The 12,815-nt window shown below is 65.1% G+C and carries 14 protein-coding genes and 1 riboswitch; of the genes, 10 read left to right on the forward strand and 4 right to left on the reverse strand.

The window, feature by feature from the left end; all coding sequences use genetic code 11:
* Window positions 1-62 precede the first annotated feature (62 nt).
* Together DC347_RS13760 and pyrE are read left to right on the forward strand one after the other, a co-directional pair.
* Window positions 63-1,340, forward strand: coding sequence for an FAD-dependent oxidoreductase (locus DC347_RS13760; RefSeq protein WP_109045854.1), 1,278 nt, complete (start codon window positions 63-65; stop codon window positions 1,338-1,340).
* 10 nt (window positions 1,341-1,350) lie between these two features.
* Window positions 1,351-1,935, forward strand: coding sequence for an orotate phosphoribosyltransferase (pyrE, locus tag DC347_RS13765; protein WP_018763120.1), 585 nt, complete (start codon window positions 1,351-1,353; stop codon window positions 1,933-1,935).
* On the opposite strand, the gene DC347_RS13770 is transcribed toward pyrE, so the two are convergent.
* Window positions 1,932-2,618: a flavin reductase family protein gene (locus DC347_RS13770; RefSeq protein WP_206073942.1), complete on the reverse strand. Its 687-nt coding sequence runs from the start codon at window positions 2,616-2,618 to the stop codon at window positions 1,932-1,934. The two genes, pyrE and DC347_RS13770, sit on opposite strands and share 4 nt — an antisense overlap.
* Before the next feature lie 25 nt (window positions 2,619-2,643).
* Between DC347_RS13770 and DC347_RS13775 the strand changes: the two genes are divergently transcribed.
* From DC347_RS13775 to DC347_RS13790, 4 genes are all read left to right on the forward strand, one after another.
* Window positions 2,644-3,354, forward strand: coding sequence for a helix-turn-helix transcriptional regulator (locus DC347_RS13775; RefSeq protein ID WP_109045855.1), 711 nt, complete (start codon window positions 2,644-2,646; stop codon window positions 3,352-3,354).
* Window positions 3,355-3,416: 62 nt separating this feature from the next.
* Window positions 3,417-4,163 carry a GAF and ANTAR domain-containing protein gene (locus DC347_RS13780; protein WP_018763123.1) on the forward strand — a complete coding sequence of 249 codons (747 nt, stop codon included), beginning with the start codon at window positions 3,417-3,419 and terminating at the stop codon, window positions 4,161-4,163.
* Window positions 4,164-4,246: 83 nt separating this feature from the next.
* Entirely contained in the window at window positions 4,247-4,870 is a 624-nt protein-coding gene (locus DC347_RS13785; RefSeq protein WP_018763124.1) for a hypothetical protein, read from the forward strand.
* A gap of 70 nt (window positions 4,871-4,940) precedes the next feature.
* Complete coding sequence (locus DC347_RS13790) at window positions 4,941-5,981, forward strand: alpha/beta fold hydrolase (RefSeq protein ID WP_109045856.1); 1,041 nt, start codon at window positions 4,941-4,943, stop codon at window positions 5,979-5,981.
* On the opposite strand, the gene DC347_RS13795 is transcribed toward DC347_RS13790, so the two are convergent.
* A complete protein-coding gene (locus tag DC347_RS13795; RefSeq protein ID WP_109045857.1) occupies window positions 5,978-6,820 on the reverse strand; it encodes an HAD-IIA family hydrolase in 843 nt (280 codons plus the stop codon). The genes DC347_RS13790 and DC347_RS13795 overlap by 4 nt on opposite strands.
* Window positions 6,821-6,878: 58 nt before the next feature.
* Between DC347_RS13795 and DC347_RS13800 the strand changes: the two genes are divergently transcribed.
* From DC347_RS13800 to DC347_RS13810, 3 genes are all read left to right on the forward strand, one after another.
* Window positions 6,879-7,535 (forward strand): TrmH family RNA methyltransferase, encoded by a 657-nt coding sequence (locus DC347_RS13800; RefSeq protein ID WP_018763127.1) that lies wholly within the window; start codon window positions 6,879-6,881, stop codon window positions 7,533-7,535.
* Between the two features lie 122 nt (window positions 7,536-7,657).
* Window positions 7,658-8,677 (forward strand): class II fructose-bisphosphate aldolase, encoded by a 1,020-nt coding sequence (gene fbaA, locus DC347_RS13805; protein WP_109045859.1) that lies wholly within the window; start codon window positions 7,658-7,660, stop codon window positions 8,675-8,677.
* Complete coding sequence (locus DC347_RS13810; protein WP_018763129.1) at window positions 8,678-9,097, forward strand: DUF3151 domain-containing protein; 420 nt, start codon at window positions 8,678-8,680, stop codon at window positions 9,095-9,097.
* An 82-nt stretch (window positions 9,098-9,179) separates the two neighbouring features.
* Here DC347_RS13810 and DC347_RS13815 read toward each other — a convergent pair whose 3' ends face one another.
* Both DC347_RS13815 and DC347_RS13820 read right to left on the reverse strand, forming a co-directional pair.
* The gene (locus DC347_RS13815; protein ID WP_018763130.1) at window positions 9,180-9,812 is read right to left on the reverse strand and encodes a uracil-DNA glycosylase; all 633 of its coding nucleotides are present in this window, start codon (window positions 9,810-9,812) and stop codon (window positions 9,180-9,182) included.
* 211 nt (window positions 9,813-10,023) lie between these two features.
* The gene (locus DC347_RS13820) at window positions 10,024-11,232 is read right to left on the reverse strand and encodes a cobalamin-independent methionine synthase II family protein (RefSeq protein ID WP_018763131.1); all 1,209 of its coding nucleotides are present in this window, start codon (window positions 11,230-11,232) and stop codon (window positions 10,024-10,026) included.
* Window positions 11,233-11,244: 12 nt separating this feature from the next.
* Window positions 11,245-11,349, reverse strand: a riboswitch (SAM riboswitch).
* Window positions 11,350-11,570: 221 nt separating this feature from the next.
* On the opposite strand from DC347_RS13820, the gene DC347_RS13825 reads away from it, so the two are divergent.
* The gene (locus DC347_RS13825; protein ID WP_109045860.1) at window positions 11,571-12,626 is read left to right on the forward strand and encodes a M14 family zinc carboxypeptidase; all 1,056 of its coding nucleotides are present in this window, start codon (window positions 11,571-11,573) and stop codon (window positions 12,624-12,626) included.
* Window positions 12,627-12,815 lie beyond the last annotated feature (189 nt).

Raw genomic sequence — 12,815 nt, forward strand, 5'->3', positions numbered from 1 at the left:
GCCAGCGCTGTCAACAACCCTCAACTGTTCCGGACGCGCGGCGCCCGGCGTAGCGTAACTGCATGGAACGGACGGGGTGTGCAGTGGTAGGCGGTGGCCCGGCGGGAATGATGCTCGGCCTGTTGCTGGCCAGGGCCGGGGTGGACGTGGTTGTCCTGGAAAAACACGGCGACTTCCTGCGGGATTTCCGCGGCGACACGGTGCATGCTTCCACGATCCGGCTGATGGACGAGCTGGGCCTTGGCCCCGGATTCCGTGCCCTGCCGCAGAGCCGCCTGCAAAATGTGGCATTCCCGGTGCCGGGCGCCGGCCTGGTTACCCTGGCTGACTTCGACTCCTTGAAACCCCCGTACAACTATGTGGCCATGATGCCGCAGTGGGACTTCCTGGATTTCCTTGCATCCGCCGCCAAGGCTGAACCGAGATTCACCCTCCTGATGGAATGCGAAGCCACAGGATTGGAGTTCGACGACGGCGGACGCGTCACCGGGGTGCGCTACCGGTCCGCCGGCGATACCGCGGCCGGCGGGGAGCAGGTGCTTCACGCCGACGTGGTGGTGGCGGCTGATGGCCGGCAGTCGGTGCTGCGCCGGGCCGCGGGGTTGTCCCCGAAGGAGTATCCGGTGCCGTTTGATGTGTGGTGGTTCAAACTTCCGCGCCGGACGCCAGGAAGGACTGGGGCGGCCGGGGTGGTCCCGGCCATAGGTGACCGGGAAGCGATGATTGCACTGAACCGCACTGACTATTACCAGATGGGCTACCTCGCCCCGAAGGGCGCGGACGCCAGGATCCGGGCCGAAGGTGTGGAACGGTTCCGCCGACGGGTGGCCGCACTCCGACCCGACCTGGCGGACACCGTCGGTTCGATCAGCAGTGTGGAAGACCTGCACTGGCTCGATGTCAGGCTGAACCGCCTGCGCCGGTGGTATGCCGGCGGTTTCCTGTGCATTGGAGACGCCGCGCATGCCATGTCCCCGGCCGGGGGCGTAGGAATCAACCTGGCCATCCAGGACGCGGTGGCAGCGGCGAAGCGGCTGGCGCCGGACCTGCGTCGCGGACAGGTGCGCACCGCCACCCTTGCTGCGGTCCAGCGCCGCCGCTGGATGCCCACCGTGGTGGTGCAAACCGTGCAGCGGATCATGCACCGGGCCGTGTTCGTTCCGTTGTTCGCCGGGAAATTTCCTTCAGCCGATGCAGCCGGAAACACGTCCAGGCTCCGCCAGGCGCTGCTGTTCGCTATCAGGCACAACCCGGTCTTGAGGCGGATCCTGCCCCGGGTCATCGCTTTCGGTCCGCTTCCGGAGCACGCGCCAGGCTTTGCCCGCCCGCTCACCCACTAAACTGGAGCCCATGACTTCGCCCACTCACGCTGCGCCTGACGCTGCCGCTGCCCGCGCCCGACTGCTCGAACTGATCAAGGAACTCGCGGTAGTCCGCGGCAAGGTGATCCTTTCCAGCGGGGCCGAGGCCGACTACTACATCGACCTGCGCAGGATCACCCTGCACCACGAAGCCTCCAAGCTGGTGGGCCAGGTGATGTTGGCCCTGGCTGACGACGCCGGGATCGACTTTGAGTGCGCAGGCGGGCTCACCATGGGCGCAGACCCGGTCGGTACCGCGGTGATGCACGCCGCGGTTGACGCAGGCCGGTCCGTTGACGCTTTCGTGGTCCGCAAAGCCCAGAAGTCTTACGGCATGGGCCGCCAGGTGGAGGGCCCGTCCGTCGAAGGTCGGAAGGTGCTGGTCCTGGAGGATACGTCCACCACCGGAGGGTCGGCGCTGACGGCAGTGGAAGGCGTGCGGAAGGCTGGGGGGAACGTTGTGGCCGTTGCCGTGATCGTTGACCGCGACACCGGCGCCAAGGAGAAGATCGAGGCTGAAACGGGTGTTCCCTACCTGTTCGCGTTTGGCAAGGACGAGCTTGGCCTTGCCTAGTACCCGGTAAGGGCGGCCGCAGGGCGCTGCCCTGGACGTCCGGCCGGCTCCGGCAGCCGCTGCTCCGCCCTGGTGTTGGATCCACAGTGGTGGCCCTGCCCGAAATAGTGGCGGAACGTATAGAACAGCGGTTGCCATGCGCTGACGTCCACATGTCGTGCGTCGAGGGCAAGGTCCTCCCTGACGTGGACTTTGCGCACCCGGACGTGCATGGCCTCCATATCCGTGTCCAGGGCCAGACTGTTTTCCAGCGTTGCCTCAATGTGGACGGGGCATTCGGCGATCCGGAGCGGCGAAACTTCCATGCTCGGAAGGCTCGTCCAGCCGGTAAGGGCCCATTTGTCGGGTACGTACCGGTACAGCCGCTTCTTCTGGGGCGGTACCGGGTCCATTCCAGTAGTCATGGCAATCTGCTCTATTTTCCCGGCCAGGCGCGCCTCCGGAAGGTTGAGTACAACTTCGCGGCTCCGCATCAAATTCGCGTGGCCCTGGTTGGCGGTGCCGAGCCCCAGGACGTAGTGGTCCCCCAGGGACCATGCAGAGGATATGGGTGTGATGTTCGTGCTGCCATCGGGGTTCGCGGTGGTCAAAAGGACAACGAGGGAGCCAAAGTAGTGGGCGCCCGGGGTGATGGCGGTGAACATGCCCCAATAGTCGCCCCTCAACAGTTTGGTGCCGGTCAAACCATCTCCGTGGAACTATTGGAGCATGGCACCGCTCTGGGCAGATGACTTGGCTTTGACGGCACGGGCCATGGCTGAGGAGTCGAGGGCCAGGATGCTGATCTCCCTCATGGACGCGCGGGCATGGACCGCGGCGGAACTGGCGGAGAGCGCCGGCATCACCCGCGGGACCGCCACGGTGCACCTTAACAAACTCACTGACGCGGGGTTGGTCGAGGACGTCCGCCAGGGGCGGCACAGGTATGTGAGGCTGAAGAACCGGAACGTGGCCGACGCGGTGGAGGCGCTGGTCCGGCTGAGCCCGCATGCAGAACCCGTGGTGCCCCGGTCCTTCCGGGCTCAGAAACATAACCATGAACTGCAACAGGGCCGGACCTGTTACCGCCACCTGGCCGGGGCCCTCGGAGTTGCAGTGACCCGGACCTGGCTGGACAAAGGGCTCCTCTCATCCGACTGGACGGTTACTGGCAACGGCCGGACCTGGGCCCGCGACGTTGGGATGCCGTTACCGGAGAACCCCACCCGTGCGCTGGCACGGCCATGCCTGGACTGGACCGAACGGGTAGACCACGCGGCCGGACTTTTTGCCGAACTGTTCGCAGCAGGCGCGCTGGACCGGGGCTGGTTGATCCGTGGCTCACACCCGCGCTCCGTCCGACTGACCGCCTTCGGCTCCGAAGAATTGCGTCGGTTCGGACTGGGGTCCGCACTTGGTCAGGGCCAGCGGGTGACCTAATATTTGCCTTATCACCCTTCAGTTGCTTGGAGACCCTACACTTGCCCACCCAAGAACAACCTTTGAGCGCTACCGACAAGGTCCAGAACCTGATTCTGGACAGCGCTGACTTTGAGGACTTCCTCAACGAGCTTGCGCGGTTTTCCGCGCACCAGATGGCAGGCGACGGCGACGACGCCCTGTGCGGAATCACACTGCTCCGTGACCGGAAGGCAGCCACGATCGGCTGGAGCAGTGACTCGGCCCGGGAAGTGGATGAAATCCAGTACTCCCTGTCCCAAGGGCCGTGCCTTACCGCGGCAAAGGACGAACGTGAGGTCTATGTTCCGGACCTTTTCGAGGAGGACAGGTGGGGGCCGGACTACGCCAACGCTGTTGCGTCCCACGGGCTGCGTTCGGTGCTTTCCCTGCCCTTCAACCTGCAGGGCGAGGCCAAGGCTGCCTTGAACCTCTATTCCGACGTCCCGCACAAGTTCGATGGCGGGGCGGCTGCCCGTGCGCGGGACTTCACCAGGGAGATTTCGCAGGCACTGCGCCTCGCGGTCAGGTTCTCACTGCATGCGGACAGCGCCTCAAATCTCCGCGCGACCCTGGAATCGCGGACCATCATCGACATCGCCATTGGCATTGTCATGGCGCAAAACCGCTGCAGCCAGGCGGCCGCCGTCGAAATCCTCACGGAGGCGTCCAGCAACAGCAACACCAAGCTGCGCGACATCGCCAGGTCGCTGGTGGATTCCGTCGGCGGGGCAGGCGCGCACACCCACTACCAGGAGCCGGGAAGCGTCAGGCCGGGCCAGAGCGCCTGAGGGACGGCTTGTGCGGGGCTCCCGCTGGAGGTTACGCTTGCGGAGGTTGAGCCGTCGGCCATAGAACCTCTTTTGGAGTACCTATGGACCGCGCGCTTGACGCACTAGTTGACCTCGATGTCTCAGCTGACATCGTCCGGATTGAAGTCCGGGGAACCCTTCGCCACGACACCCGTGCGGAACTCGTCCACATCATTCGACGCGTCCGGCGGATGGGCCTGCGTTGCCGCATTTGTGTTGATCTTTCGCAGGCTGCCCTCATCGAATCATCGGCGCTCGCCGGGTTGCGCGCCGACCTGAACGCCATGGACACCAACTCCCTGCCGGGCCTTCCCTCCGCCGGGGTGACCCTCCAGCTTGTCACCGCCAGTTACGACCGCAATGCCGACGGCCCGTCGACCACCCAACCGCTCCTCATGGACGACGATGTCACGGAGTTGTTCACCGGCGGCGGTGATTTTGCCGAGGGACTCCCTCAGTTGCCGGTGATTTTCTTCGAAGTACTCTACGGCCGCCCGCTGACGGAGTACTCGGACGAAGAACTGCTCCACGCCAGCGATTCCGTCTTCGCCCTGCTGGATAACCCGCAGGCGTTCGACGGCGCGGACCTGCTGGGCCGCTACAACGACATCGGCCTGGAAATCGCCCGCCGGCAGCAAAAACCCCAGGCTCCGTTCCCCGCCACGGAGGGCCAGGCGGCCAGCTGACCGCCGCGTCGCGGAATGGTTACATACCGGTCCTTGCGGCGTTTACTTCAGGTGTGCTTACGGTAGGGGTGTGCCGTATGAGGGGGAGACAGGTCCGCAACACCGGCGCGGGGTCCCCCAGGCCCGGCTGCTGGCGGAGGCGGCTGCCCTTAAGCGCTTTTCCCGCCGGACGTTCCTCGCCGGTGCCGGGGCCTCCGGGTTGCTCGCTGCGGACATGCTGCTGACCCGTGAAGTGCAATCGCAGCGCCAAACCACAAAGATCCTGCCTGTTGCGGATGATTTCGCCGATGCCTACTACCCGGACGCCTGCTGGTTCCTCTTCCCCGGGTACAAAACCAGCTGGGAAGAGGCCCAGTGGATCCTCAACACCCTCCGCGGCTCGCTGAACAAGCGCGCCCGGCTCGCCGCCGTCGGGTATTCCAACCTGGGCCTGGATGTCACTGACGTGGTCCGCGCGATCTCCGAGTACGTCGCGGTGGAGAAAATCACCAAACTGTTCTTCTACGGGCACAGCTTCGGCGGCATGCTGGCCACCCAGGTGGCCGCCCGGCTCCTTGCCGTGGCAGGCATCCAGGTGCAGTTCATCCTGCTGGACTCAAGCCCCTACAGTGCGCATGACGTCCTGGACCAGAGCTGGTTCGACGGCGTGGTGTTCCTGTACGAGCGCGGCTTCAGGTTCCCGTCCACCCTCCGCGGCGGCTACGAACTGGGGGAGCGGATCATCCACAAGGACGAACGGAGCTGGCGCCAGATCCTGGACCAGACGCTCGAACAGCTTTCGCCGATCGCCCCCTCCAGTGTGCTCATCCAGACCGAGTCGGCGTACATCTACCACTTCGAGGGCAGCCAGTTCGCGGGCCAGCTTGGAACGGCCAAGATGGCCTATGTCGGCAACCCGAAGGACCAGACCGTCGACTACGAAACGGCCTCGGAGACCTGGGCCGTGGCGTTCAAGGACAACATGGTCTCCAGCGGCCTGCAAACCATCGGGGCCGCGCCGGCCCACGCCAGCCCCGGCTGGAACCCGCAAATCTACCGGCCCCTCCTGACGGAGCTGCTGGATGAATACTTCCCCTTGCCCCGGGGCGGCTCCCGGGTGAGTATCTTCTAGATCTGGTTCTTCAGGTCCGCCACGGAGTTCAGCACCTGGTTGGGCCGGAACGGGTAGGCCGCAATATCGTCCTTGTGCGTGATGCCGCTGAGCACCAGCACCGTGTGCAGGCCCGCCTCCATGCCGGCGATGATGTCCGTGTCCATCCGGTCACCGATCATGGCGGTGGTTTCGGAGTGCGCGTCGATCTGGTTCATGGCAGAACGGAACATCATGGGGTTCGGCTTGCCCACAATGTACGGCTCGCGGCCGGTGGCCTTGGTGATCAGGGCGGCAATGGCGCCGGTAGCGGGCATGGGGCCGTCCTTGGACGGGCCGGTGGCATCCGGGTTGGTGGCGATGAACCGCGCCCCGCCCAGGATCAGCCGGATGGCCATGGTGATGGCCTCGAAGGAGTACGTCCGCGTCTCGCCGAGCACTACGAAGTCCGGATCCTGGTCGGTGAGGATGAAGCCCGCCTCGTGCAGCGCCGTCGTCAGACCCGCCTCGCCGATGGTGTAGGCGCGATTTCCGGATTCCGAGCCGCGCACCTGGTCCTTCAGGAACTGGGCCGTGGCCAGCGCCGAGGTCCAGATATTTTCCTCCGGGATCTCCAAACCGGAGGAGCGCAGGCGGGCAGCGAGGTCGCGCGGGGTGAAGATCGAATTGTTGGTCAGCACCAGGAACCGCTTGGATGTATCCACCCAGCGCTGGATCAACTCGGCAGCGCCCGGAATAGGCTGGTTCTCGTGGACCAGGACGCCGTCCATGTCCGTCAGCCAGCATTCAATTTCCTGGCCGTTGCGGTAAACCGCGGGGTTTCCTGCTGCCTGGACTTCTTCTGCCACGTCTACCTCCACCGGTGATGAATGCTCCAGTGGTCCAGTCTAGTGTTGAAGGGTGAATCAAACGCCCGGGATGACCGACGAACCCAACCACGAGCCCGGGGACGCCGAACCCGCCAAGGCCGAGGTCGGCGTCGGGCCCTGGGAAGGCGAATGGCCGGAAGGCGACCACTGGGACCCTGACCTCCTTGCGGACGGGGACCGGCGCAACGTGCTGGACAAGTACCGCTACTGGAAACACGAGGCGATTGTTGCGGAGCTGGACTCGCGGCGGCACAACTTCCACGTGGCCATCGAAAACTGGCAGCACGACCTCAACATCGGCACGGTGGTGCGCACCGCCAACGCCTTCCTCGCCAAAGAGGTCCACATCATCGGCCGACGGCGGTGGAACCGGCGCGGTGCCATGGTCACCGACCGCTACCAGCACGTACGCCACCACCCCACCGTGGCGGATTTCGTCCAGTGGGCGAACGGGGAGGGGCTCGCCATCATCGGGATCGACATCTTCCCGGACTCCGTCCCGCTGGAGACCTACGAGCTGCCCCGGGACTGCGTGCTGGTGTTCGGACAGGAAGGCCCGGGCTTGACGCCGGAGGTCCACGAGGCAGCCGTCGCCACCCTGTCCATCGAGCAGTTTGGCTCCACCCGGTCCATTAACGCCGCCTCCGCAGCCGCCATCGCCATGCACGCCTGGGTCCGCAGGCACGTCTTCGGCCAGCAGGTCTGAGTATTACCAACCCGTGACCCGAAACACCCGGCCTGCCCGGGAATGGCTAGGATGGTGCCTAGCCGTAAGCGGTCTACTTGAGGGTCATCCACCCACAGACGAAACTCAGCAGAGGAGCCAGCATGCCCATTGCAACCCCAGAGATCTACGCCGAGATGATCGACCGCGCGAAGGCGGGCGGATTCGCCTTCCCCGCCGTCAACGTCACGTCCTCGCAGACGCTGAACGCGGCACTGCGAGGCTTCGCGGAGGCGGAGTCCGACGGCATCGTGCAGGTCTCCACCGGCGGCGCCGCCTACTGGTCCGGCGCGTCCACCAAGGACATGGTTGCCGGCTCCCTGGGTTTCGCAGCCTTCGCCCGCGAAGTTGCCAAGAACTACAACGTCAACATCGCCCTGCACACGGACCACTGCCCCAAGGACAAGCTGGACGGCTTTGTCCTGCCGCTGCTTGAGGCTTCCGAGGCCGAGGTCAAGGCCGGCCGCAACCCGCTCTTCAACTCCCACATGTGGGACGGCTCCGCCGAAACCCTGCAGGAAAACCTGCGCATTGCCCGCGACCTGCTCCAGCGCACGGCTGCCGCAAAGATGATCCTCGAGGTGGAGATCGGCACGGTCGGCGGCGAGGAAGACGGCGTCGAAAACGCCATCAATGACAAGCTTTACACCACGGTCGAGGACGCCCTGGCCACCATCGACGCCCTGGGCGCCGGCGAAAACGGCCGCTACATCACCGCACTGACCTTCGGCAACGTCCACGGCGTGTACAAGCCCGGCGGCGTCAAGCTGCGCCCGGAGATCCTCAAGGACATCCAGGCCCAGGTGGGCGCGAAGATCGGCAAGGACAACCCGTTCGACCTCGTGTTCCACGGCGGCTCCGGATCCTCGGACCAGGAAATCGCCGACGCCGTCTCCTACGGGGTTATCAAGATGAACATCGACACCGACACCCAGTACGCCTACACCCGCCCGGTGGCCGACCACATGTTCAAGAACTACGACGGCGTCCTGAAGGTCGACGGCGAAGTGGGCAACAAGAAGACCTACGACCCCCGCGTCTGGGGCGCTTCCGCCGAAGCCGGCCTGGCGGCCCGCGTGGTGGAAGCCACCAAGCAGCTCGGTTCGGCCGGAAAGACGTTCTAGATGTCGGATGAGTTCCGCAAGAACCTGATGGGACCTGAGCCCACGCTCCTGCCTGCCGAGACCGAGGTCAATGCGCAGCTGGAAGCCGGGCACGAGGCCCTGGACCTGGTGGAAAAGCACCCCACGTCCTCACTGTTGTGGGCGATCCTGGCTGAGGAAGCGTGGACCGAGGGCCGGACCATCGACTCCTACGCGTACGCCCGAGTGGGCTACCACCGCGGACTGGACGCGCTGCGCCGCAACGGTTGGCGCGGCGTCGGGCCCATCCCGTGGGAGCACGAGCCGAACCGCGGGTTCCTCCGTGCGCTTTACTCGCTGGGCAGGGCTTCGTCGGCTATTGGGGAAGCGGACGAGCCGGAGCGGATCGAGAAGTTCCTGAACGACTCCGATCCCGCGGCGAAGGCAGCCATCGAGGGCTAGATACGACTAATTACGACGACGGCAGGTCACCTTCCCAGCGAAGGTGACCTGCCGTCGTCGGTGGTTGAGCCGCGTCGAAACCCTAGGCCTGGTGGGCGATGCCGGTGCGTGCCATGGCATCGGCGTACGCCGTGTGCATGTCCGCGAGGAACTCCTCCTGGCGGGCCGGTGAACCGGCGAAGGCGCGGCCACTCAGGGAGCGGACCTTGTAGGTCTTGAGGCCGCGGCGCCACAGCAGCGGGACTTCGGTCTTCAGCAGCAGGTTGGCCAGGCGGTTTGCCTCCGTGCCGTGCGCCACGATCACGGAGGCGCGGGGGACCAGGGCGAGGAACTTCAGCAGCGGCTTCAAACCTGCCTGCACCTGGTCCGGGGTGAATTTTCCGTTGGCCTCCCCCGGGACGTGCCACGGGTGGACGTTCCAGGGCATCACGAATTCCGGGCGCAGGCCCAGCTTCCACTGGATGCCCAGCATGCGGGTCGCGGCGTCCTGGTCACCGGCAGTGATGAAACCGGACTGGTCCATCTCGCCAATATTGGAGTACAGGCTGATGATGCGGCATTCCTCAACATCGTGCATGGGGTCCACGTAGGGCACCACGGTTCCGGGCTTCGCTTCCTGCAGGGAATCGCACAGCTCGTTGACAGCGGCAACGCTGGGCTCGTAACGGCGGCTCATGAGCTGTTCGTGGAATGTTTCGGGGGCCAGTGCGGTCATGAAGGGCTGGTTCTCCTGCGGGGATTGATGTTGCGTCCACCGCCGAAAATGGGCGCACGGTGGCGCAGCTCATCAACGGTGGTTAGTTGGGGTGGGCCGATTCCGGGTCGGCCTTTGCCAGTTTACCAAGCCCGGAGAAACGAAACGCCGGTCCAGCGCACCTCATTCATGGCGCAGTGGACCGGCGGTCATTCCCGGAAGGGGCGGATAACTACCAGAGGCGCCCGGTGGCGCGGCGGGCGCCCTCGCCAAGAGCCTCCAGCTTGGCGAATGCGATCTGCGGATGCACCCGGCCGCCCAGGCCGCAGTCGGTGGACGCGATGACGTTCTCGCGTCCCACCAGCTTGGCGAAGCGGACAATCCGGTCCGCCACCAGGTCCGGGTGCTCCACCACATTGGTGGCGTGGGAGACGACGCCGGGGATGATCACTTTGCCCTCAGGAAGGGCGGTGTCCTCCCAGACACGCCATTCGTGCTCGTGGCGGACATTGGCCGCCTCGAAGGAGTACGCGCCGGCGTTGACCTGCAGCACTGAGCCGATGATGTCGGCGAATGGGATGTCCGTAGTGTGCGGACCATGCCAGGAGCCCCAGCAAACGTGCAGCCGGACCTGTTCCTGCGGAAGGTCCCGCAAGGCCCAGTTGGTGGCCTCGACGCGCAGCTGGATGAACTTCAGGTAGTCCTCCAGGGACGGCTCAGGGTTGATCTGGTCCCAGCTCTCGGCCAGGGACGGATCGTCGAGCTGGACCGTCAGGCCGGCGTCGATGATGGCTTTGTATTCCTCGCGCATCGCATCGGCGCATGCGTAGACGAGTTCCTCATCGTTCTTGTAGTACTCATTGGCGACGCGGGCGCAGGAACCGGGGGAGAGGGACGCCACGAACCCCTCGCTGAGGCCTGCCGCGGCGAGCCCGGTCTTCAGGTTCTTGATGTCCGAGGCCACCAGGTCATGGCCGGTATATGTCAGGGGCCCGGCGATCTTGGGTTGGGACACGCTCTTCCGGTGCGCCAGGATCCCGGAGGAGGGATCGTTGTACGCCTCGTTGAACGCCTGCCGGTCCCGCCGGTCGGGGAAGGACGTCAGGACAACGTTTCCGGGCGAGGACCGCCGGACTTCGGCTTCGGCCCACCGGTCCACGGTGGTCGGCTCCAGGCCGCCGAGCCGGGCGAAGGAGTAGTTCCACCAGGCCCCGTAGTCCACGGAGTTGGACATCGTATGCCCGTACTCGCCGTCGTTGGGGATATCGATGCCCAGGTCCTTCTGGCGCTGGACCACGCCCACAACGGAGTCTTCCAGGAGCTCCAGGAACGCCGGGGTGATCCCGTCGGATTCCTTTGCGGTGTTGGCTGCGATGAGTTCATCGGTGCGAGGCAGAGACCCGGCGTGGGTGGCGCGAATATGGTCGGTGTTGAGGGGCATGCTGGAATCTTCCTTCCATCGGTCCTGGCAGTAGCACCTTCGGCCGGCAGCTTTCCTGCCGGACCGTGGTTGCTGCGGCGTCATTGAGCCAGGTCTCTCAGCCGCTCCGGATGGTCCACTCTTACCTAAATCCATGAACCGCCTGTGGGCAAATGCGGTTCAGAATACGGCGGATCGGTGTTGGGCGGTGGCGCTCCCCGGCAATAGCCCAACCCGTTCCCAGGTTTTGTCCAGTCTATTGACAGCTTTCGTCAAGCTTGGTTGGCTGTTTGTCACGGGCCGTAATGGGGAACATGGCGGCTGAACGCACCCGATGCACTCGAAAGAGGTAACGCACTGTGACGAAATCTTTGAGGACCCTTGCCGTATCCGGCGCGCTGGCGCTGGCCGTCTTCGCCGGGTCCGGCCCGGTGGCCCACGCAGTTGGCGAAGGCCCGAACTACGGCGGCAACGGCCAGATCACCACCAGCAAGCTGGCTACGTACAGTCAGATGGTCTCCTTCCTGAAGGACCAGGACGCCAAGCAACCGGCCATGGAGCTGGAAGTGATCGGCCAGACGGTCAAGGGCCGCGATATCCACCTGGTCAAATACATCTCTGACCCGGCCAAGCCCACCATCCTCTACCTGACCCAGCAGCATGGCAACGAACAGCTCACCACCGAGGGCGCCATGGAGTTCATCAAGCACCTGGGCACGGGCAAGTCGTCCGGCATCCTGGACGGCGTCAATATCCTGATCGTGCCCATGCTCAATGCCGACGGCGCCATGGGGGACGTAAACTTCCCGCTGGACAACTACCTCGCCAAAGGCGACCGCCACCTGACGCGTTACAACGCGGAGGGCGTGGACCTGAACCGGGACCACGTGGCCAAGGTCCAGCCGGAGACCCAGGCGCTGCACAGCAACGTGATGCGCAAGTACCGCGTCGATTACATGATCGACCTGCACCACCAGGGCACCCGCGCTGAACGCGACGGCAAGCTGGTGTCCGGGTCAATCCTGTACCCCACCACCCCGAACGCCGATCCCGCCGTCGTCGAGAAATCCAAGCGGCTCGGCGCCGTGGTCTTCAACAACGTGGACTCCACCGGCTGGGGCCACCTGGGCAAGTACCAGGGCGGCAGTGCGGAGACTATCAGCCGCAACGGCATCTCCGTGGAATACGGAATTGCCACCCTGCTTTTCGAGATGCGCGGCATGTCCGACCACTACCTGGACGGCTACGCGCTGGGGCAGCGGAGCAACGGCTACCTGATCAAGCAGACGGTCACCACCCTGACCTCCACCGCCGCGGCGATCGCGGACGGTTCCATTGCCGACGCCGACACCTCCTTCTGGGACACTCTCGCCGAACAGACGTCCCGGCCGGCCGGGGAAGCCGAGGACGAGTAAGAGACCAGGCCCGCCGCAGTCCCTTGCGGGGCCGCGGCGGGCCCATCGAGTGGACAAAGTGCCTGATCCGCTAAACTTGGGTGGTAAGAGCCCCGGAACTCTTGCATCGCTGAGCCGCCCCGCGGTCCGGCGACGGCCGGTCTGTTCGGGGCATTCTCATGAACGGCGCTGCGCAGGTCCGCTCCCCGC

This window comes from Pseudarthrobacter sp. AG30, assembly GCF_003116525.1.
In the GTDB taxonomy this organism is placed as follows: Bacteria; Actinomycetota; Actinomycetes; order Actinomycetales; family Micrococcaceae; genus Arthrobacter.